Source organism: Flectobacillus sp. BAB-3569 (assembly GCF_002270355.1).
In the GTDB taxonomy this organism is placed as follows: domain Bacteria; phylum Bacteroidota; class Bacteroidia; order Cytophagales; family Spirosomataceae; genus Flectobacillus; species Flectobacillus roseus.
In genome coordinates this window covers 183,600-206,835 of record NZ_NJFZ01000022.1, presented here as the reverse complement: position 1 = coordinate 206,835, position 23,236 = coordinate 183,600, and the positions used below count along the sequence as shown (strand labels likewise).

Here is a 23,236-nt window from a genome sequence, read left to right as displayed (position 1 = left end):
ATCAATGGGTGTATTTCAAAACTATTAAACACTCTTTGCCTTATGCCTCTTTGCCTGTTGCCTGATTACTACAATACTCCTTCAATAAAATCTATCAACAAGCGAATACCAAAAGCAGTACCCGCTCGACTTGGAACAAATTCGGTATCGCCAAAGGCCGTGCCTGCAATATCGAGGTGTGCCCAGTTGGTATGATTTTCGGTAAATACTTCTAAAAACTTGGCTGCTGAAATAGCCCCAGCCATTGGTTTTCCCGAATAATTTTTAACATCAGCTATGTCAGAAGCTATATCTTCTTTGTACAAATCCCACAAAGGTAATCTCCACAAACGCTCTCCTGTATGCGAACCAGCATTACTTAAACGAGTAGCTAATTGGTCATTATTGGTAAATAGTCCTGCCGCATGATAACCCAATGTTGAGATACAACTTCCTGTCAAAGTAGCCAAGTCGATAAGATAATCAGTTTTATAGTTTTTGACCATATACCCCAAGCCATCTGCCAAAATCACACGCCCTTCGGCATCTGTATCAATGATTTCGATGGTTTTTCCCAAATACGAACCAATAACATCACTCGGCTTAAAAGATTTGGCGTCTACTGCATTTTCACAAGTTGGCACAACACCGATAATATGTATTGGTAGCTTTAGTTTAGCTGCTAATTCTACTGTACCCAACACAGCAGCAGCACCTCCCATATCCGATTTCATAAGGTGCATATTCGTTGAGGATTTGATAGAAATACCGCCCGTATCGAAAGTTACGCCCTTACCTACCAAACCAATTGTTTTTTGTGGCAAAGGAAAACGATATTCAACTACAATCATCGCTGGGTCATGCTCGCTTCCTTGACCTACCGCCAATAATGCCTCAAAACCATCTTTCTCCAAAGCAGGTCGGTCGATGATATGGGCAACATAACCAAATTTTTGCGCAGAAGCTACAGCCCAATCACACAAGACTCGCGGTGTTTTTTTGTTGGCAGGAGCATTCATCAAATCAAAAATCTCCATCTGCGTTTCGGCTGTGGCAATACCTTTATCGACTAAATTTTGGGCATTTTCACCGAATAATTCACCTGTAACAAGAGTAATCTGCCCATTTTCGCCAAAAACCTCTGAAGGCGTTTCGCTTTCTGTTTTGTATAGCTTGCTATTGTATTGTCCCAACACAATGCCATTGGCAACCCATTCGAGTTGCTCAAGATTCAAAGACGAAACGATAATATCTATTTTGGCAGCTATTCTTGTTTTTTGGTGATGAAAGAAATAGCGTAAAGCCTTTATTACTTGTGCAGAGTCAGCATTTTTTCCTAATCCTAAGAAAAATACTTTTTGGGCTTGAGCGGTATAAAACGAAAACGTTTCTTTTAAATCAGCCTTAAACTCCTTCGCTAAAATATCTGCGTCAAATGCTTCAGACTGGGCAATAGCGTGTAACTGTGTGGATAAGTTATCACTTTGATTTAGTACATATAAGCGGCTTTGTGCCTGTGTATCGAGAGAAGAAGAAAGAATAAGAGACATAGCTTTAAAAGTTTACAGCAATCGAGTAATAGCTTTTAGCATTACTGACTACCAAATGGACCTCAACCAAAAATGCCACCTTAGGGGTGGCATTTTATGGGGATTAATTAATATTCGTCTTCATTAAAGAAGAAGTCGTCTTTTGTAGGATAATCTGGCCAGATTTCTTCGATACTCTCGTAAGGTTGACCATCATCTTCCAATTCTTGTAAGTTTTCGACTACTTCTAATGGCGAGCCTGTACGGATCGCATAGTCAATTAATTCATCTTTTGTTGCTGGCCAAGGAGCGTCTTCTAAGTAAGATGCAAGTTCTAGTGTCCAATACATATTCTTTCTCTAAATTTGGTTACTGGTTAAACGAAGGTAATAGAGCAATCTACTGACTATAAATCAATTATGTCTTTTATAAATGCTTATTTTACCCCTATTTTTTGATTGATTTAATAGGACTGCAAAAGTACAAGTTTTTTGAAATTACCAACATTACTGGTTTGTAATTATTTAGATAATTCAAATAAATTTTCAAAATGATAAATATGGGGTTATTTGCCTACCTTTTTTCTCTATTTCTACAAAAAAGCCCAAATATTACCTCTATTTTGATTTTCTCATGCGTAATTAACTAATTTTTCTATAAAAAAGTATATTCAAAACCCTGTTTTTTTACGAAAAGTGCCTTTATTTTTTGGGTTTTTCCCGAAGATATAGATAACTAATTGATAATGAATCTATATCCACTCATATCCCAATAAAAATATCATCAAGATGCTTTTACAAAAACAAAATTCAAATTGTTGTCATGCAGGATGTCCTGTCACAACTATATTTGTACCATTGTATACACTATGTTAATTATTCTCACTCTATGAAACACGCTAGCATGAAAAAGCTTCTTTACTACGCACTATTCTTATTATTCTCACCTGTAGCCCAAGCTCAATTTATCAAAATCGACAATGGTGTTCTGTTTAGTTCGTTCCGAAATGAGCTCAAGCTCGATATTCTTACTCAAAGAAATACTAATTATGCCACCGCCCTTGGGATTGATTATTTACAGAAAAAGCATTTTTATGTATCTTCTCAAATAGGTTATCTACAAGTAGGTGGACATGAGCAAGACGATACCCTTATAGGTACAGGATTCGATCAAGCTTGTGAACAAACAAGTTTTATTCATATCAATACTCAATTTCGCTATTTGATTACTACAGAAAAACCCATTAGCCCCAGCGTTTTTATTTCACTTGGTCCATTTGCCAATATTCTTTCTGGAAAAAAAGAATTCAAAAGTTATTATCAAGGTTATAACTTTCAAAATTTGTATGGAGGTCTTAAAACTGAACTCGGTATTACCAAAGACCTACATAGTGTAAGACTAGGACTTGTCGGAAGCTATATGTACAACCTCTCTCCTACGGCCAAATCTTCTGCCCTTGAGCTAACCAGTCCTAGCTACAGCATTATGTTTACCCTAGGTTATCGTATCTGAGCTATTCAAACATGAAACTTTGGTATTTTTTACCGTTAAATAAAATCTTGTTAAGTACTTATTAAAAATTTTTATTAAATGACTCATCAAAAGTCACGTGAAATGATACCTTTACATATATTTTAAAAATCCCTTTTTTCTGATAATATTTTATGAAAATTGAAATTTGCGCTTACTCGCTCGAATCATGTATCGCTGCCGAGCAAGGAGGTGCTAATCGTATCGAATTGTGTGCTTCGCCTTACGAAGGTGGCACGACTCCATCAGCAGGCCTTATTCAACTAGCCAAACAACATACTTCTATCGAAGTTCATGTCATGATTCGTCCACGTGGTAGCGATTTTTGCTATTCTGCACTTGAACTAGAGCAGATGAAACAAGATATGCTTGTAGCTAAACAACTAGGAGCCGACGGTTTTGTTCTTGGCATTTTAGAGAAAAATGGTCGTGTCAACGTTGAACAAACCAAAGCTTTCGTCGAATTAGCTCATCCTCTGCCTGTTACTTTTCATCGCGCTATCGACATGACTCCCGATTATCTGCAAGCACTTGAAGATATTATTGAAGCAGGTTGTAAACGTATCTTAACTTCAGGACAAAAAAACTTGGCAGAAGAAGGCGCAGAAAACCTTAAAGCTTTAATTAAACAAGCCAATGGAAGAATTGACGTTATGATTGGTAGTGGGGTCAATGTGCGAAATGCCTTAAAACTAGCAGCATTAGGCGCTGATGCCTTACACTTCACAGGCAAGTCGACTAGAGATTCGGAAATGGAGTTTAGGAAAGAAGATATTGCGATGGGCGGACTTTCGGAAGTTCCCGAATATGGTGTAATGTATTCAAACGTCGAAAAAATTCGTGCGGTCGTAGCGCTATTCAAATCCGCTTAGCATTTTTGAGTTTTGTTTTTAGTGATTGAGAAACAACTTATTTAAATAACTGAACATACCTCCACTCGTACTTTAAAACATCCAATTTCTCAGATATGAAACGTCGTACCTTTATTCAACAAACCTCTGCTTTGGCTGGACTTTCTGCCTTAGCAGCTAATCAGACTCAAGCACAAAATTCAGCTCCTGCTGAATTTCCAATTATTATCTCTACTTGGAACAATGTCAAAGCTAACGAAGCAGCTTGGGCGATGGTTCAAAAAACAGGTCGTGCTCTCGATGCTGTAGAGGCAGGAGCGCTTATTCCAGAAGCAGACCCTAACGAAATTACCGTAGGTTATGGTGGCTTGCCTGACCGTGATGGTCACGTTACACTAGATGCCTGTATCATGGACGAAAAGGGCAATGCTGGTTCTGTAACATTCCTGGAAGGCATTATGCACCCTATTTCGGTAGCTCGTGCCGTGATGGAAAAAACGCCTCACGTAATGCTATCAGGAGCAGGCGCTTTACAATTTGCTCTTTCGCAAGGCTTCAAAAAGCAAAACTTATTGACTGAAAGTTCTAAAAAGGCTTGGTTGAAATGGAAAAAAGAATCCAAATACGAGCCAAAAGTAAATATTGAACGTCACGATACTATTGGACTTTTGGCATTGGGCAAAAAGGGTGAAGTATCTGGCGCTTGTACCACTAGCGGGATGGCATACAAAATGCATGGTCGCGTGGGTGACTCTCCAGTAATTGGAGCAGCCGTATTTTGTGACGATGAAGTGGGTGGCGCTTGTGCTACAGGCTTGGGAGAGTTTGTACTCAAGACCTTAGGTTCATTCCTCATTGTAGAATTGATGAGAAATGGTCGTACGCCACAACAAGCTTGTGAGGAAGCCATTATGCGTATTGTCAAACGTTATAACTACAAGGAATTCCAGATTGGTTATTTAGCCGTAAATAAACAAGGAGAATATGGCGCTTATTCAATTCAAAAAGGCTTTAGTTATACCCTCACGAAAGAAGGCATAACCAAAGTTTATGAAGCTGATTATTACATGAAATAAAGAAATAGGCTACAAATCAACAATACACGGTTAGTACTGTACGAAGGATTATGAAAACTGTTTATTTCGGATATCGGATGTTGGATTTCGGAAGTATAATCTTCTATATTTTGTAAAAAATAAAGTTTTTTACTTTGTTTCCGAAATAAGAAATCCAAAATCTGCAATAGTTTGACTTCGTACAGCACTAATACACGGTCATTTTTATATGACTACGGTATTTTTGCGTTACTACTTTCAGAAAAAATCTGGCAAGTTTATTTTCAAAAAAGCCCTCAAGTTATCATGATGACTTGAGGGCTTTTTTGAAGGCGAAAAGAATAACTTATTATTCGGGAAAAGATTTTCCTCCTACGACTTAAAGAACTATTCAAAGAAATAATTGTACATACCTTATTCTAAAGAATAGAATAGACCTGCATATAAAATGGTAAAAATAGTATATATTAAAGTCATTATATTTACCACAAGGCACATATCAACCACAACATTCTGATTATTAATAAATTACAACAAAAGCACATTAATGACGCATTTGGATTTAGCTGATTTTAGGGCTTTTATTGATATTTTTTAATAATTAGATTTTATTAAGAAAAGCCCCAAATAGCCCATTTTGAGCCAAAATAGAAATATGGCTTTAAGTTTCCTATTCACTGAATATACTTATATATTAGCAACCTAATAGCTTGGTACAAGCAGCCAAACCTTATAACTAAGAGCCGATGGAAATACAAAATCCTTTACAATCTGCTACCCAAAAACAAAAGATATTAATAGAAATTGCCTGGGAAACCTGCAACCAAGTAGGTGGTATTTATACTGTAATTCGTACAAAAGTCCCCTCAATGGTGGAAAAATGGGGCGATGACTACTTCTTGCTAGGACCGTACTTCCCACAAACAGCATCTGCCGAATTTGAACCTATTCATGATTTAGATGATTCAGTTTTAGGTAAAACTGTTCAGAAGATGCGCTCAATGGGCTATGGCGTGCACTATGGTTACTGGCTCGTAACTGGAAAGCCTCGCATTGTCTTATTTGATTTTTGGTCAATCTACAACAATATCAATGCCCTCAAAGCAGGCTTGTGGGAGCGTCATCAGGTATCTACGTTGAATACTGAGGAATTGGTAAGTCATGTAATTGCTTTTGGTGAAATGGTTCGCGTGTTTTTGACCGAATTAGCGAAGGAACAACAAAATAAAATTGATATTGTAGCCCATTTCCACGAATGGATGGCCGCTTCTGCTATTCCAGATTTGCGTAAAGACCAAATAAAAGTAGCCACTGTATTTACTACTCACGCTACCATGTTGGGTCGTTACTTAGCTGGTAATGTTCCGAATTTCTATGATAAAATAGATACCTTCGATTGGCTCAAAGAGGCTCGTCATTATGGTATTGAGGCTCAAGCCACACTTGAGCGTTTGGCAGCATTGCAGGCGCACGTTACGACAACCGTAAGTGATGTAACCGCTAAAGAATGTGAATACTTGTTAGGAAAAGTACCAGATTTGATCCTTCCTAACGGTTTGAATATCACAAGATTCTCGGCTATGCACGAGCATCAAAATTTACATACCAAATACAAAGATCGTATCAACGAATTTGTGATGGGACACTTTTTCCAAAGTCAACCATTCAATCTCGAAAAAACATTATATTTCTTTACCTCAGGGCGTTATGAGTATAGCAACAAGGGCTATGACCTTACGCTCGAAGCATTGGCTCGCTTAAACTGGAAAATGAAGCAAGCTAAGATTGATAAGACGGTCGTAATGTTTTTTATTACCAAACAACCTTATCATTCAATCGACCCTGAAGTATTGCATTCGCGTGCTGTAATGGATGAAATTCGTGAAACTTGTAATTCTATCGAAAAACAAGTAGGTGAGCAGCTTTTCAAAGCATCTGCATCGTCGAGCGATTTACAAATGCCAGACTTAAACAATTTTGTGGATGAATATTGGCGTTTGCGTCTAAGAAGAACGATTCAGACTTGGAAAAACAATAAACGTCCAAAAGTAGTCACACACTTGCTTAAGCAAAATGATGGTATCACAGATTTTGTTCAGAAATCTAATTTGATGAACAATCCTGAGGATAAGGTAAAAATTGTTTATCACCCAGACTTTATCGTTTCTACCAACCCATTATTTGGACTTGATTACGGACAATTTGTACGTGGTTGTAACCTTGGGGTTTTCCCAAGTTACTATGAACCATGGGGTTACACACCGCTCGAATGTATCGCGCGTGGCGTACCAACTATTACTTCTGACTTGTCAGGTTTTGGTGATTATATGATGCAAATCATGCGTGATTACGAGCATTGGGGCGTTATGGTGGTCAATCGTAAAACACAAGACTTCTACAAAGCAGCAGAACAATTATCGGAAATGTTGTTGAAGTTTGTCAAACAAAGTTTACGTGAACGCATCACCCAACGTAACCGTGTCGAAAGCATTTCGGATACCTTCGACTGGTCGAATCTAAGAACGTATTACGATACCTCTCATGATTTGGCATTGAAAAGAAGAAAATAAAACGACTTTTATGTTAAAAAAGAAGAATAAGATTTAAGTTACTAGGCAACAGGCATCAGGCAAATAGTTTTTAACCACAGCCTTATTTCGCTATAAGCTAAAAAATAAAGATGTGTTCATACAATTATAAAAACCTGTTGCCTAATGCCTAAAGCGCATCACTTAAATCTTATTTTTGCACTAATACTTAAGTTAGTGGGCAAAATAAAATTTAAGATTATACTTTGGGCTTTTAGGTAACGGCTTTCAGCAGTGGGATTTGGAAAAAAGCATGGCTATGGGTAATAAAAAACATTTTAACACTCTTTGCCTTGTGCCTGTTGCCTAAACTCATAACTTAAATCTTACTTTTGCATTACTACTTATCTTGCTTGTCTTTTGTGCATTATCCTTATTCATCCTCTAACTCTGACTTTTACCACCTCATTCAGTCTTCAAGCGCTATTTTGTGTACTTCTTTAAGTTGTTTTCTGAATAAAAAATAAATCTGCATTTGCGCAGAAATACCTACGAGTTAGTTTCCTGATATTGACACAATCAATTTATTCTGTTAAGTTTGTTTAGAACACTTATAAGATTTGTTAGCGAATGGATTTTCTAAATGAAACGCTAGTTTGGCTCATGAAAAAGCGTCTTCCTCGTATTCAGGCTTTTATGGATAAGCCTATGGATACGCAAGAGACGATGTTTTGGCAATTAATCCAAACGGCTAAGAATACAGAGTGGGGTAAAAAATACGATTTTCGTAGTATTTCTTCTATTCGGGACTTTCAACAACGTGTTCCTATTTCTTCGTATGAAGATTTGTTTCCTTTCATTGAACGTACCATGAAGGGAGAACAGAATATTCTTTGGCCTTCCAATATTCAATATTTCGCCAAATCTTCTGGTACTACCAACGCCCGCAGTAAGTTTATTCCAGTATCAAAAGAATGTCTCGATGATTGTCATTTTATGGGTGGTAAAGATATGATGACCCTTTTGGTAGAAAACAAACCTGATACTGAGGTTTTTAGCGGAAAAGGTTTGTCAATTGGGGGAAGTTTGTCGTCCAATCAATTGAATTCGCGCAGTGTCATGGGCGATGTGTCGGCGGTAGTCATGAAAAATTTGCCTATTTGGGCTCAGATTATTCGTACGCCATCCTTGGATGTAGCGTTGATGGATGTCTGGGAAGAGAAAATTCAGAAAATGGCAGAAGTTACCTCTCAAGAAAATGTCACAAGCATATTGGGAGTTCCTACGTGGACATTGGTATTAATTGATAAAATTTTAGAAATCACAGGTAAAGACAATATTCTGGAGGTATGGCCCAACTTTGAATTTTTCATTCATGGAGCAGTGGCATTTCATCCTTATCGGGATATGTTCAGAAATAAAGTTTTTCCTTCTGAAAGTGTTAATTATCTAGAGATTTATAATGCTTCTGAAGGATTCTTTGGTGTGCAAGATGATATTTCACGCAAAGACGAAATGATGCTGATGCTTGATTATGGTATCTTTTATGAATTTATTCCAATGGAAGAAATCGAAAAAGAATACCCAAAGGCTGTTTCGTTAGATGAGGTAGAAATAGGGAAAAACTATGCCGTTATTATCTCTACCAATGCAGGATTGTGGCGTTACAAAATCGGCGATACAATCCGTTTTACGACCAAATATCCTTACCGTTTCAAAATTTCGGGGCGTACTAAGCAATTTATCAATGCCTTTGGAGAAGAAATTATCGTTGAAAACTCAGACATTGCTATCACTAAAGCATGTGAAGCTACGGGCGCAATTATCAACGACTATACGGCAGGACCTGTGTATATGGACGGGGGTAAAAGTGGCTGCCACGAATGGATTATCGAATTTGATCAAGAACCCAACAATCAAGAAGTGTTCAATCAGGTTTTAGACCAGACGCTCCGCTCTATCAACTCTGATTATGACGCCAAGCGCTACAAAGACATGGTACTGACTCCACCTAAAATCAACGTGGTTCAGAAAGATACCTTCTATTCGTGGATGCGTAGTAAAGGTAAATTGGGAGGACAACACAAAGTGCCACGATTGTGCAACTCACGAGAATATTTAGATAGTGTTTTAGCTGTAGTTCATCAGAATAATACTGCTAATGTGAATTAACTAAATAGGAGTCATCACAAATTGAGTGAATGTTGAATGGGTGATTTAGTGATGACTCATGTTTCATTATATCTGATTTCCTAAAATTTCAATCCAAAATCAATCACTAACTGGTTGGTTTTGGTAATCATATCAGCAAATGAGCTGCCTCTATTAATTTCTGAAAGTCCTCTTTGATATTGCAATCCAAAGAAAAAGGCATCTGTTCCTGTTCCTAATTTTTTCTCAAACCCAGCCCCCAATAACAAGTTGGCTTCTCCAAAACCAAAAATCCCTGAATTCGGGGATACTCTGTCGCGGTATTGCACTAAAGCATTTTTGGCGTAATTGACAGGCTTTTCTGCAATATTAATATCCAAAGTACCTCCAAACTGGATATAAAAAGGCATTCCCGGGGTTACTTGGTCACTAAAGATTTTAAGCGAAACAGGTATTTGAAGATATTGAAGATTGAATTCTGCGGCATTTGCTTTAATCTCATCTTTGGTCAAAGGCTTTTGCACAAATACGTCGGTATCATAAAAACTATTGTAAATATTATACGAAACGCCTTTTACCGTATACCACAAACCAGTACTAAAAGCATATTTCTGAGCAAAATAAAAATCTGCGACCGGCCCAACGGTCATATTAATTTTGGCTGCACCATCTGACATTCCTCTAAAGTTTTTGACACCTTCGAAAGAAACAAAAGTAATCGCTGGTGAAAATTTAAAGCCAATTGACATGTTATTGAATCGACCGCCCCAATATTCGCGAGAAGCCGCCGACAAACTCGATGACCATAATTGATTCTGTGCTAGCACATTTGTAACAGTAGCCAGAATAAAAAGGGTTATTAATACGTTTTTCTTCATAATTTTGCAGGTACTTACCTGATATATTTTGATTGATTAAGTAAGTTTTTATGGACTGTTGTGTAAGTATACTTTTGATTTTCAAACTATAAAACAGACAATCATTCAATTTATTTTGCCAATGCCGTTGGTAAGAGCAATACAATACCTCGTTTTAATAAATAAAGGATACGCTTTAGACTATAAGCAGAAGGCATCAGGCAAAATGTTTTTATTCTTTTATGAGAGATCATTTTGAACTTTCGGCTTTCAGCTATGGGCTTTCGGCAAAAACATATCTGTAGTTACTACAAAATATGTTAAAACTCTTTGCCTTGTACCTGTTGCCTAGTTCCTCAACACACAACTTAAATCTCATTTAGCACGATTAATTAATACTCATAATAAATCAACTCACTCATTTGAACCCTGATTGCTTTCAACAGCTACCACAAGCATGAAAATTTTTGCAAAAATAGGACTTCTCTTTTTAGTTTCAGTATGCCTTTGGGCTTGTAACAATAATACAGATGGCGAACCCGATGTAAGTAATGTTAAAGTCGACGTTAAGATTCAGTACTTAGACAAAGAACTTTTTGCTTGTAAAACCGAACAAGATGTACTGGTTTTTCTACAAAAGTACACAGAGTTTGCTAGTCAATATTTTAATACAACGCCTGCTTCTTTTCCTGTTTTGGCCAACAAACTGTTTACACAAATTAGCAGTCCAGCTTTACAAGAGTTTTACCAGCAGTCTCAGGAAAAAGCATTTTTTGGCAACCAAAATCTTGAAAACGACTTCAAAGAAGCCTTCCAGCATATCAAGTACTATTATCCAGACTTTAAAGAACCTAAAATTTATACTATTTTTACAGGCTTTTTCGGTCAAGGAACAATCCTTAATCCAGAGCTACGCGTAAGTGATTCGACAATTATTGTTGGAATAGACTATTTTATGGGTGAAAAAGGTAAATATCTACCCGATATTTATGATTATCAAATCAAAAAGATATCACCTGCTGTGGTAGTACCTCAAGCCATACTACAACTTTCGAGCCGATATAATACCTCTAATCCACAAGATAGAACACTACTTGCTGAAATGGTTTGGTATGGAAAAAGTTATGTTTTTGGAAAAGTAATGATGCCTTCTAAAGCTGATAGCGTATTTTTGGGCTATTCTAACGAACAGCTAAACGCTACCTATGCTAATCAAGAAGTTGTATGGGCATATTTTATTGATAACAAACTCTTGTATTCGACCCAAGACCCCGCTAAAGGAAAATATATTGGCGAACGCCCTTCTACTCCAGAAATTGGCCCCGCTTGTCCTGGTAGTATTGGAAGATGGATAGGCTTCAGAATCGTTTCGAAATACTATTACGATGACGAAAAACTAACCATTCAAGATTTGATGAAAGAGCCCGATGCGCAGCGTATTTTTGAGGCTTCAAAATACAAAGGACTACCTGACGAAGAATAATATCAAGTAGTCAACCATTTGGCTCGATTTTATGTTATCATTGCGAGATTGATTAAAGAAATTTAAGACTATTACCTTAATAGTCAAACCAACTAATAATTCATTTAATATCAACTGTTTTCATCAAATTGAGAGCAGTGTTATTCAAATATGGCAAAGCGAAGCGATAAGTTTGGAGACGATGCATCTCCACAGGATAAAAAGAAAATTACGAAAGAAGGACTAAGAAAAGCGTTATCGATTTTTAGATTTACAGCACCTTACAAAGGAACATTTGCGATTGGTTTTATATTTTTGATTTTATCACAAATCACCTCCATGAGTGTGCCTTTGTTGATGGGTCAAATGGTAGCGTCTATCCTTTCGCCCAACGATGCTCAACAAATGCAGGCCATGTCCAACAACCCTATGATGCAGCAAATGCAAAGTAGCTCGGTCATGAACCTGCCAAAGCTGACACTCGACCAAATGACCTTGTTATTCTTGGCGATTTTGGCGGCACAAGCTTTGTTTTCGTTCTTTAGAGTTTACACCTTTTCGAGAGTAACAGAACGCTCGATTCGCGATATTCGTAAAGAGCTTTATGGCAAAATGATTTCTTTGCCTGTAACGTTCTTCGAAAAAAATCGTGTAGGCGAACTAATGAGCCGTATTACTTCGGATGTAACTCAATTACAGGATATTCTTTCAGTAACATTAGCTGAGTTTTTCCGCCAAATCTTTACGTTGATTGGAGGTATCTGTTTGATTATTTATTTCTCAGGAAAACTTACGCTATTCATGCTTTCTACCTTCCCGATTTTGGTGGTAGCTGCCTTCTTTTTTGGAAAGTTTATTCGTAAAAATTCTAAAAAAGTACAAGATGAATTGGCACAAACCAATGTAATTGTAGAAGAAACCCTTCAATCAGTTAATGTCGTAAAAGCATTTACCAATGAAGCTTTTGAAGTAAATCGTTATACGACTTCGCTCGAAAAAGTATTGAACTGGGCGCTTCGCACTGCCACTTTTAGAGGTAGCTTTATTTCATTTATCATCTTTGTTTTGTTTGGAGCTATTGTAGGGGTAGTTTGGTACGGTGGTCATTTGGTACAAAATCATGAATTGACATTTGACAAACTATTGACATTTATCATCTATACGGGCTTTATCGGTGGTTCTGTAGGTGGTTTAGGTGATATTTATGCTCAAATCCAAAGAACGATTGGAGCGTCTGAACGTATCCTCGAAATTTTGGATGAAGAAGGAGAAGTCTCTACCAACGAGTCTGTAACACCTGTACACGTAAAAGGTGAAATTGTGTATGACAATGTTGCCTTTGCATACCCATCTCGTCCAGATATGCAAGTATTGAAAAATATTTCACTGAAGGTAGAAGCTGGTAAAAAAATTGCTTTAGTTGGCTATTCAGGTGGTGGGAAATCGACAATCGTAGGTTTATTACTTCGCTACTATCGATTGAATAGTGGTAAGATTTTAGTAGATGGTCAAGACGTTCAATCATACAACCTGACTGCTTTACGTCAAAATATTGCCGTTGTACCACAAGAAGTCATGTTGTTTGGAGGTACCATTCGCGAGAATATTGCTTATGGTAAGCCCAATGCTACAGAAGCTGAAATTACGGAGGCAGCCCGCAAAGCCAATGCCTTAGATTTTATTGAATCTTTCCCTGAAAAATTCGATACCATTGTTGGCGAAAGAGGCGTCAAATTATCGGGTGGACAACGTCAGCGTATTGCCATTGCAAGAGCCATTTTGAAAGATCCTGCAATTTTGGTACTCGACGAAGCGACTAGTGCATTGGATTCTGAGTCAGAAAAATTGGTACAAGATGCGCTTGATAAGTTAATGCAAAATCGTACAACGATTATTATTGCTCACCGTTTGGCAACCATCAGAAACGTTGATACGATTTATGTATTGAGAGATGGAGAAATAGCTGAGTCAGGAAGTCATGAGGCATTGCTTTCGCAAGAAGAAGGTATTTATGCCAACCTTGTGAAACTACAATATGAGTCTAGTATTTTAAGCGAGTAAACGTATGAATGCGAGCGCAATTAAAAGCACCTTGAAGGCCTATAGCCTTCGCCAAACAGAATGTCGCGAAGAGATTCTAGATATCTTCTTGACCAAAGCTTACGCATTGGCTCATGCTGATGTGGAAACCCAAATGTCTGAAAAGTTTGACCGTGTAACAGTTTACCGTACACTCAAAACATTTTTGGACAAAGGGCTTATCCACAAAGTACTCGACGATGAGGGTGGTATCAAATACGCCCTTTGCAAAGACAATTGTCATGCCGACGACCACAAGCATCATCATGACCATGTGCATTTTAAATGCACTAAGTGTGGGCTTACCACTTGTCTCGACCACGTAACTATTCCGCAAGTTGCCTTGCCAGAAGGATACCAACGTGTCGAAACCAATTTATTAGTACAAGGCGTTTGTAAAACTTGTAATCAGATACTTTAGGGTTTTTAAATATATTTAACACAACCCAACACTAGGCATATCTCAAACCTCTCTGAAAATGAGAGGTTTTTTATTTAGCTTTGTAAAAAAATCAATAGCTCGTTCGTTCTTCGACTATATACCAACCTTTGCTTAGGCATGAAGATTTTAGATTTATATATTTTAAAAAAATTCCTCAAGACATACGTTTTTGCTGTTTTGATTATTGTTGCCATTATTTTGGTGATTGACTACACCGAAAAGGTTGACAACTTTATCAAAAAACAAGCGCCTACTTCGGAAATTCTCTTTAGCTATTACCTCAACTTTGTACCTTATTGGGCCAATTATATTAGTCCTCTAATGGTATTTATTTCGACGGTATTTTTTACGGCAAACCTAGCAGCTCGCACCGAGCTTATTGCAATTTTGAGTACTGGGGTAAGTTTTCTGAGATTAATGCGACCATATTTGATGGGTTCGGCATTTGTTGCGGTTATTACCTTTTTCATGGTTGCGTGGATTATTCCGATTGCGAACAAAACTCGTATCAAGTTTGAACGGAAATATGTTATTGATACCTACTATTTCAGTGGTAGAGATGTCCATATCAAAGTTGCGCCAGATACGTACGCCTACATGGAAACGTACGACAACAACTCGAATACAGGCTACAGATTTACCCTAGAAAAAATTCAGAATAATCAACTAATGAGCAAGTTGATGGCAGAAAGAATTACTTGGGATACTACTCGTCATAAATGGACTATCCATGATTATCGTATTCGTGCCTTTGAAGGTGAGGGAAAAGAAAAGTTGACGTATGGTGCCAAAATCGACTCAACGATTAATCTTTCGCCCAAAGATTTTGACAGTAATTATCAACTTCATGAAACCTTTACGCTGCCAGAGTTAAATGCGCATATTGCCAAGTTAAAATCTCGTGGTGCCGATGGTGTTGAGGTGTTTGTGGTAGAAAAATACGTGCGATTTGCCAACCCTTTTGCCATTATTATCCTAACCATGATTGGTTTGATTGTATCAGCACGAAAATCTCGTGGGGGCGTTGGATTTCAGATTGCTTTGGGCTTTATGCTGGCCTTTGTTTACATCATGTTTTTTATGATGAGTAAAGGTATGGCCGAGTCAGGTACGATGCCTCCTCTCCTAGCAGTGTGGCTACCCAATATTATTTTTAGCGGTATCGGGGTATTACTATACTATACGATTCCTCGATAATAAAGATGAATAATGAGTTGTGAATTAAAACTTTAACTATCAACACCTTATACTCATCATTCACAATTTGTAATTTATAAATCCTCTAAATGAGTTAACTTTTCAGTTATGAAACAGCGTGTCTATGGACTAATGTTTACTAACTCAATAGTTAACTCATTTTGTTTATACTCCACTTTTATTTCATTTGTTCTAAAACAAGTATACCTTGGTTGATTAAACAACAGATTTTATGCAAAACAAAACTACCAAAGACTATGTCCAATTACACTTTATTGTATTGTTACTTGGTTTTACGGCGATATTAGGGACGCTTATTTCTGTACATTCTTTGAGCACTGTATTTTTCAGAACTGCCATTGCCGCTGTCGGAATATATTTTGTTTTAAAGTTTCGTCAGGTAGATTTAAACATAAATCGTTCGGGTGCAATCAAGTTATTGTCAACGGGATTTTTGATATCATTGCACTGGTTTTTGTTTTTCTTTGCAGCCAAAATATCCAATGTAGCCTTATGCTTGGCGGGCTTTTCCACAGCTACTTTGTGGACAAGTATTATCGAGCCTATTACTTACAAACGTAAAATTCGTCCACATGAAGTGTTGCTTGGTTTATTAGTCATAGGTGGACTTTGCATGATTTTTTTATCGGAAGTAAAACACATTTGGGGCTTGATTTTAGGTATTTTGGCGGCTATGCTAAGTGCCTTATTTTCGGTAATTAACTCCAAACTTGGTAAGTCGTTCCCTTCGCAGGTTATTACTTTTTACGAAATGACAGGCGCAGCGATTACCTCTTTGATCCCATTGCTCTATACACTCAAAAGCGGATATTTAACCATCGAGCAAGTAATCCCACACGGTTGGGACTGGCTCTGGTTGGCAATATTGTCTTTGGTTTGTACTGTGTATGCGTTCAGTGTCACGGTTGAATTGTTAATCAAATTTTCGGCTTTTATTTTCAATCTTGCCCTCAATCTTGAGCCTGTGTATGGGATTATATTTGCCTATCTGATTTTTGGAGAAAAAGAACAGATGAACTTGGGTTTTTATGCTGGAACAGGCGTTATTTTAATCGCTATTTTGATTTATCCTATTTTGAATAAAAGGTTTGGCAATTGATTCTTTTCTTGATCAAAGTGAGTATTTATTAATTGGCTAACAAGAAAATCTAAGAAATCAGGTAATTTTGTTAGAGCTATCTTTCAAATATGCTCATTTGAAAGATAGCTTTGAAGGCAATAAGCATTTAGGAATTCTAAAATTCTTATTACCAGACATCGTCCTATAAGTCTGAGTAGACTTCTTTCATATTCATTCACTCAAGTTTACGTTTGGTTTTGAAACTTATACAAACTAAGGCATTTTCGCATTCGATTATCTGGGTAATTTTCTTACTTAGTGTAGTGCCCATTGCTATTTTGGGCTATTTCAATCATCCATCTGTAGCAGACGACTATTGCTTTGCTTACATGACCCGTGATTATGGATTTTGGGAGGGTCAGCGTTTATACTACGAAGGCTGGTCGGGACGATATATCTCTAATATGCTATTTCATGCCTCGCCGCTAGCATTTGGTTATTTTGGCTTTGTCAAGATTATGCCAGTCCTCATTTTGGTGCTACTATTTCATTCATTTTACCTGATGATTGGAGAGTTTATTCCAACCAGTCGTAGCAATAAACTAGTGCTGACTGGATCATTTTTGAGCCTTTACATTGCTGAATCTGCGAGTATAATTGACAATTTTTTCTGGTACACTTCAGTCTTTATTTTTCCCATATCGGTGTGCTATTGGATGTATTTGGTGGCTGTGCTCATACGATATTATTCTCCACAATATCAATCCCTTCAGAATGCCATTGCCTTACTTTGCGCCACATTAGTCTTTTTTATTGTAGGTTCAAACGAAGTAGTAATGTTGATGATTATTGCTTTTCTAGGGCTAGTTTGGCTATATTTTCGTCTTTTTGAAAAACGTTTTGACAAGTTTTTTAGCATGCTTGGCATTGTAGCAGTGTTGTGTGCGTATTTCTTGGTCATCAAAGCCCCAGGCAACCAAGTGCGAATGCAGGGAGGTGCTTTGAGTGGTAATATCGTCTTGGCAATAACGAAGGCAATCAAATCAACATTCAAAGATAGTTTCCACTGGGTAGTTTATAGTCCACTCCTGCCTATGACTCTTTTGTTTGCGGCATGGTATCAAAAATTTGTACCCAATACCAAGATAGCATTATTCAAAACCAATTTGCTTTATACCATCGCAAGCCTTGGGATTTTGCTCACCTTAATGTTTTTTGCGATTCACTACGGCAACCCTGATGGCGTGCCCGATCGTGTCAAAAATGCCATTTATGTGTTTTTCTTAGCAGGTTGGTTTTACTTGGCATTAAGTATCCTCAATCAGTTTCCAAAACTGATTACGTTACCTTTGCACAACGTCATTTTTGTACTGGGATTAACAGCATGGTCGTTATTTGCCTGGTCAAAAAGTACCAATCTACGAATTATGTATGCGGATATTCGCTCCGGAAATGCCAAAGGATATGATGAAGAAATGACGGCTAGATACAAGCTAATTCAGGAGTCAAAAGCGGATACCATTTATGTAACACCTTTGAAACACGCTCCTAAAACTTTGTATTTTGATGAAATCAAAGACAATCAAGACCATCTTTGGAACAAGTGCTATGCGACTTATTTTAAAAAGAAGGTGATTGTGATGAAGAAATAAATCTGCTAACACATCCTTTCCTTAATTGAGTGATTTTTCGATTGAGTGGATGAGTGATTATTGTTAATCTACATTTTACTAGTAAAGACTCAATGCTTTGCGTCTAAAGAGGTACCCTGTTGAAATACATTATCAAAAAAGGCGGTCGAAATTAGTTTTCGACCGCCTTTTTTGATTTTACCGTGCTAGATATGAGGCTGATTAAGACGCAATCATTGCGTCTCTACTGCTAAAGCTCAGATTTTTAACTACTAAAGTCAAAATGGTTTCTATTTTCAACTTATCTACCAATAGCCACTCTTCTCAAAATGGTATCGATTACCTGCATAGTTGTGATACCATCGGCCTCAGCTTCATAATTGAGCATAATACGGTGGTTCAGTACATCAGGGGCTATTTCTTTAATATCTTCTGGTAATACGTAATCTCTTTCGTCAAGATAAGCTAGCACTTTTGCAGCAAGGTTGAGGTTAATGGTAGCACGTGGTGATGCTCCAAATTGCACATAGCGGGCTTCGTCTCTCAAACCATAATCTCCAGGCTTTCGTGTCGCAAAAATCAATTCGATGATATATCTTTCGAGTGTTTCAGAAATCGTAATTTTATTGATTTCTTGACGAATATTAGAAATGTCTTCTTTTGTCAAAATAACTTTGGGCTTATAATTAAAGTCCATATTTGACATTTTTTGCATTACTTCTAGTTCTTGTTCTTTGCTCAAATATCCCATAAATACCTTTAGCATAAAACGGTCTACTTGGGCTTCGGGCAATGGAAAAGTACCTTCTTGCTCTACAGGGTTTTGGGTAGCTAGTACCAAAAAAGGCTTATCTAAAATGTAGCTTTCGTCGCCAATCGTTACTTGCTTTTCTTGCATCGCCTCCAACAATGCTGACTGTACCTTGGCAGGTGCACGGTTGATTTCGTCGGCCAAAATGATATTGGCAAAAATAGGACCTTTGCGTACTTCAAAATCGTCAAGCTTACGGTTGTAAATCATCGTCCCAATCAAATCAGCAGGCAATAAGTCTGGAGTAAATTGAATACGGTGGAAATTCAAATCAAGGATTTTGGCAAGGGTATTTATCGTAAGGGTTTTGGCCAAACCTGGCACACCTTCCAAAAGAACGTGCCCTCCAGTAAATAGCCCAATCAACAATCTGTTGGTAAGGCGCTCGTGCCCCACCACGATTTTACCCATTTCATCAAATACCTGTTTTATTTTTGCGCGAGAATTCATCAGTCAATAAGAAGTAAGTTTTTGTATCAATTTGCCTAATCACAAGCGAGAAGTTATTGTCATCCTCCTTTTCCAACAACGCTATTCCCCTAGGCTTTCTTGACAAGTTTACGAAAAAAAGCGCAAACTGCCAATCGTATCAGGTTTCAATGATTGGAAGCTTCTTTGCTCTAATTAAAACCTTCGAGTAGGTCAAACGGCTATGTTTCATTCATTTTTCCAAAACTTTACCTTTGAAGTTGGGATAAAGGGTTTGATTTTATGGAAAAAACCATACAAATTTACTAAAAGCAAAGAGTCTCGTTCTATGCTATTGTATTACTCGCACAATTCCACTTTCTCGTGAAACAAATCTTATCTATCTATATCAATAAACCTGTCTATTGGGGATTTACCGCCCTAATTAGCCTTTTCTGTTTAGCATTTGTATTGCCTTGGCTTTTCAATGTTTCTGTGTTATTGAGCTTGGCCTTTGGAGGAATGCTTTTGGTAGACTTAGCCATGTTATTGGGTAGTCAAAAAACGTTTCTTGCCAAAAGATTTATTCCAGAACGTTTGTCCAATGGCGACCAAAATACCATCGAAATTGCCTTAGAAAATCGTTATGGATTTGAGGTAAAAGTTAGCTTAGTCGATGAGATTCCTTTTCAATTTCAAAAGAGAGATTTTCAAATAGATACTACATTAGAAAGTAACACAACACAAAATTTACAATACACCCTCCGACCTACCGAGCGAGGCGAATATCTATTTGGTGCCTTAAATGTTTTTGTAAGTTCACCTGTTGGTTTGTTACAGCGTCGTTTTCAGTTTGAAAAAGATAAAACGGTAGCCGTATATCCCTCATTTTTACAAATGCGAGAATATGAATTAATGGCGATCTCGAACCGTTTGACGGATGTGGGTATCAAAAAAATCAGACGAATTGGGCATACGCAGGAGTTTGAACAAATTAGAAGCTACGTACAAGGCGATGATATTCGAACAATCAACTGGCAGGCTACAGCCCGACGCAACGAGCTGATGGTTAATAGTTATCAGGACGAACGAGCACAGTCTATTTATTGCCTTATCGACAAAGGTCGAATCATGCAAAGTCCTTTTGATGGACTCACGCTATTGGATTATGCCATCAATTCGAGCTTGGTATTGTCAAATATCGCTTTACACAAGCACGACAAAGCAGGCATTATTACTTTTTCGAATAAAATTAATCAAACACTTTTGGCCGATCGAAAATCTGGGCAGCTTCACCGCATTTTGGATATGTTGTACCACCAACAAACACTTTTTCAGGAAAGCGACTATGAAGCATTGTATATCCATGTCAAAAAGCAAATCAAGCAACGAAGCCTGTTGATAATTTATACCAATTTTGAAACGGTCAATTCTATGCGTCGCCAACTTCCTCATTTTCGAAAACTTGCTAAAGAACACCTAGTTTTAGTAGTTTTCTTTGAAAATACGGGACTACAAAATATCCTTGAACAACCCGCATCGACAACGGCAGAGATTTACCAGAAAACTATTGCAGAAAAGTTTTACTATGAAAAAAAGCTAATTGTAAAAGAATTAGAGCAATATGGGATTCAGGCGTTATTGACAAGTCCTCAGCAATTATCCATTAATACCATCAATAAGTATTTGATGTTGAAAGCTAAAGGAGCGATTTAAAGGAGTTATCAGGTATTGGTTATCGGCTATTGGCTTTTGACCTGTTGATTTATACAAAAAGCACTAAGCAATCGTAAAATTATTGATTGCTTAGTGCTTTTAACTTTTTGTTTTGTAATAAGAAAAGGTAAATGAATAAATATATTTCACCCAAAAGCGGTCAAAAAAGGTTTTTCGACCGCTTTTTTGATACTGCTTAAGACACAAACATTGCGCCTCTACAGATACCGATTAATATCCACCTCTAAATTTGTAGGTATCAGCTACTTTTTTGATAGCTACAATATAAGCAGCAATACGCATTGGAACATTAAATTGTTGAGAAGTTAGGAATACCTTATCAAAAGAATCTTTCATGATACGATCAGAACGGCGATTGATACGGTCGAGATTCCATTTGTAGCCCATGCGGTTTTGTACCCATTCAAAATACGATACAGTTACACCACCAGCATTAGCCAAAATATCAGGTACAACCAAAATACCTTTTTCATTAATAATATCATCAGCCGATGCCGAAGTTGGACCGTTAGCACCTTCTACAATCATTTTTGCTTGAATAAAGCTAGCATTATCGTGTGTAATAACGTCTTCCTTAGCAGCAGGCACTAATACATCTACATCCAACGTCAAAAGCTGCTCGTTAGTGATTTTTTCAGCGCCAGGGAAGTTTTCTAAAGTACCACGATTCAAATCTCTATATTTGATAGCACCTTCGATATCGATACCATTTTCGTTGTAATAAGCACCTGAAATATCAGAAATAGCCACTACTTTTACGCCTCTTTCATGCAACAAAATAGCCGCATGCGAGCCCACATTACCAAAACCTTGAATAGCCGCTGTAGCCTTGTACGGATTGATTTTTAGTTTGTCCATACCCGCCATAGCCGAAACCATCACACCTCTACCTGTTGCCTCTGTACGACCCAACGAACCACCCAAAACTAGTGGTTTACCCGTCACGACAGCATTTACAGTCATACCTTTTGCTTTTGAGTATTCGTCCATCAGCCAAGCCATCTCACGCGGACCAGTACCCATATCAGGAGCTGGAATATCACGATCTGGACCAAATACGTCTAACATTGCTACCGTGTAAGCACGCATCAAACGCTCCATTTCACCCGCAGACATTTCGCGAGGGTTACAAGCGATACCACCTTTTGCACCACCGTAAGGAATATCCACTACGGCACATTTCCAAGTCATCCAAGCTGCCAAAGCACGAACTTCATCGATGTTTACAGCTGGGTCAAAACGAATACCTCCTTTGGCTGGCCCGAGGATGTTTGAGTGTATAACTCTGTGACCCTCAAATACTTTGATTCTTCCATCGTCCATGGTAATTGGTAATCCAACCGTTACTTGACGAGCAGGTACTTTCAAGATATAGTACATTTCTTCAGAGATACCTAACAACTCTACAGCCTTGTCAAATCGCTGCATCATGGATTCCAAAGGGTTCTCCTTATCTTTGATAGGAGCTGGTTCTATGTATGTCATAGCATTATCACAGTTTGTTGAAATCTATTGAATTTCATAAAAAAATTGAGTGATTTTTCTCATAAATTAACCACCAGTTCGTTCTTTATAAAATACAAAATAAACTTCTAAAAAATCAATTTGTTAATGAAATATTCACAATATTGCAACCCTTAAACGAGAATGTCAAGTGTCTGGTCTGTAAGTAGAAATACCCGATTTTTTAGCCAAAAACACAATTTTGCACAATTTTTCATTTTTGCTTTTTAACTTTATGGGTAATACAAGCATTTACCAAATAACCATTGGCAAAATTGGTAAATTACCAAATTGTTATTTTTCGGAAAATTTTTATTATTTCTTGAAATATTTCAATTACTAAAAATTTACCACGTATATTTGCGCAATTTTAAGGATGTTCCCTACGCAAAGGGACTTTGACTC

The 23,236-nt window shown here is 37.5% G+C and carries 17 protein-coding genes; 12 read left to right on the top strand and 5 right to left on the bottom strand.

The features are described 5' to 3' along the window. Positions 1–68: 68 nt before the first annotated feature. Both BWI92_RS20765 and BWI92_RS20760 read right to left on the bottom strand, forming a co-directional pair. Entirely contained in the window at positions 69–1,529 is a 1,461-nt protein-coding gene (locus tag BWI92_RS20765; protein WP_095166395.1) for a M17 family metallopeptidase, read from the bottom strand. A 107-nt stretch (positions 1,530–1,636) separates the two neighbouring features. Then, a complete protein-coding gene (locus BWI92_RS20760) occupies positions 1,637–1,858 on the bottom strand; it encodes a DUF2795 domain-containing protein (protein WP_026997867.1) in 222 nt (73 codons plus the stop codon). 553 nt (positions 1,859–2,411) lie between these two features. Between BWI92_RS20760 and BWI92_RS20755 the strand changes: the two genes are divergently transcribed. The 5 genes from BWI92_RS20755 to BWI92_RS20735 all read left to right on the top strand — a co-directional run bounded on the left by BWI92_RS20755 (position 2,412) and on the right by BWI92_RS20735 (position 9,644). Beyond that, positions 2,412–3,020 (top strand): hypothetical protein, encoded by a 609-nt coding sequence (locus BWI92_RS20755; RefSeq protein ID WP_095166393.1) that lies wholly within the window; start codon positions 2,412–2,414, stop codon positions 3,018–3,020. Positions 3,021–3,172: 152 nt separating this feature from the next. Further along, positions 3,173–3,910: a copper homeostasis protein CutC gene (locus BWI92_RS20750; protein WP_095166391.1), complete on the top strand. Its 738-nt coding sequence runs from the start codon at positions 3,173–3,175 to the stop codon at positions 3,908–3,910. Positions 3,911–4,005: 95 nt separating this feature from the next. After that, positions 4,006–4,965 (top strand): N(4)-(beta-N-acetylglucosaminyl)-L-asparaginase, encoded by a 960-nt coding sequence (locus tag BWI92_RS20745; protein ID WP_095166388.1) that lies wholly within the window; start codon positions 4,006–4,008, stop codon positions 4,963–4,965. A gap of 725 nt (positions 4,966–5,690) precedes the next feature. After that, positions 5,691–7,514 (top strand): glycosyltransferase, encoded by a 1,824-nt coding sequence (locus BWI92_RS20740; protein ID WP_095166386.1) that lies wholly within the window; start codon positions 5,691–5,693, stop codon positions 7,512–7,514. 588 nt (positions 7,515–8,102) lie between these two features. Then, complete coding sequence (locus BWI92_RS20735; RefSeq protein ID WP_095166384.1) at positions 8,103–9,644, top strand: GH3 auxin-responsive promoter family protein; 1,542 nt, start codon at positions 8,103–8,105, stop codon at positions 9,642–9,644. Between the two features lie 80 nt (positions 9,645–9,724). Here BWI92_RS20735 and BWI92_RS20730 read toward each other — a convergent pair whose 3' ends face one another. After that, positions 9,725–10,501 carry a porin family protein gene (locus BWI92_RS20730; RefSeq protein WP_095166382.1) on the bottom strand — a complete coding sequence of 259 codons (777 nt, stop codon included), beginning with the start codon at positions 10,499–10,501 and terminating at the stop codon, positions 9,725–9,727. Positions 10,502–10,937: 436 nt separating this feature from the next. Between BWI92_RS20730 and BWI92_RS20725 the strand changes: the two genes are divergently transcribed. From BWI92_RS20725 to BWI92_RS20700, 6 genes are all read left to right on the top strand, one after another. After that, positions 10,938–11,963 (top strand): gliding motility protein, encoded by a 1,026-nt coding sequence (locus BWI92_RS20725; protein ID WP_095166380.1) that lies wholly within the window; start codon positions 10,938–10,940, stop codon positions 11,961–11,963. 150 nt (positions 11,964–12,113) lie between these two features. Then, positions 12,114–14,003, top strand: coding sequence for an ABC transporter ATP-binding protein (locus tag BWI92_RS20720; protein WP_095166378.1), 1,890 nt, complete (start codon positions 12,114–12,116; stop codon positions 14,001–14,003). Positions 14,004–14,007: 4 nt separating this feature from the next. Further along, complete coding sequence (locus BWI92_RS20715; protein WP_095166376.1) at positions 14,008–14,442, top strand: Fur family transcriptional regulator; 435 nt, start codon at positions 14,008–14,010, stop codon at positions 14,440–14,442. Between the two features lie 138 nt (positions 14,443–14,580). Next, a complete protein-coding gene (locus tag BWI92_RS20710; protein ID WP_095166374.1) occupies positions 14,581–15,660 on the top strand; it encodes an LptF/LptG family permease in 1,080 nt (359 codons plus the stop codon). A gap of 232 nt (positions 15,661–15,892) precedes the next feature. Then, entirely contained in the window at positions 15,893–16,780 is an 888-nt protein-coding gene (locus BWI92_RS20705) for a DMT family transporter (protein ID WP_095166373.1), read from the top strand. A gap of 218 nt (positions 16,781–16,998) precedes the next feature. Beyond that, on the top strand, positions 16,999–18,393 hold the full coding sequence (locus BWI92_RS20700) for a DUF6056 family protein (RefSeq protein WP_141234860.1): 1,395 nt from the start codon (positions 16,999–17,001) through the stop codon (positions 18,391–18,393). A 280-nt stretch (positions 18,394–18,673) separates the two neighbouring features. Here the strand turns inward: BWI92_RS20700 and BWI92_RS20695 are convergent, their stop codons facing one another. After that, a complete protein-coding gene (locus tag BWI92_RS20695; RefSeq protein ID WP_095166371.1) occupies positions 18,674–19,633 on the bottom strand; it encodes a MoxR family ATPase in 960 nt (319 codons plus the stop codon). A gap of 342 nt (positions 19,634–19,975) precedes the next feature. Between BWI92_RS20695 and BWI92_RS20690 the strand changes: the two genes are divergently transcribed. Continuing rightward, positions 19,976–21,307: a DUF58 domain-containing protein gene (locus BWI92_RS20690; RefSeq protein WP_217903457.1), complete on the top strand. Its 1,332-nt coding sequence runs from the start codon at positions 19,976–19,978 to the stop codon at positions 21,305–21,307. Positions 21,308–21,538: 231 nt separating this feature from the next. Here BWI92_RS20690 and BWI92_RS20685 read toward each other — a convergent pair whose 3' ends face one another. Further along, on the bottom strand, positions 21,539–22,813 hold the full coding sequence (locus BWI92_RS20685) for a Glu/Leu/Phe/Val dehydrogenase (protein WP_095166370.1): 1,275 nt from the start codon (positions 22,811–22,813) through the stop codon (positions 21,539–21,541). Positions 22,814–23,236 lie beyond the last annotated feature (423 nt).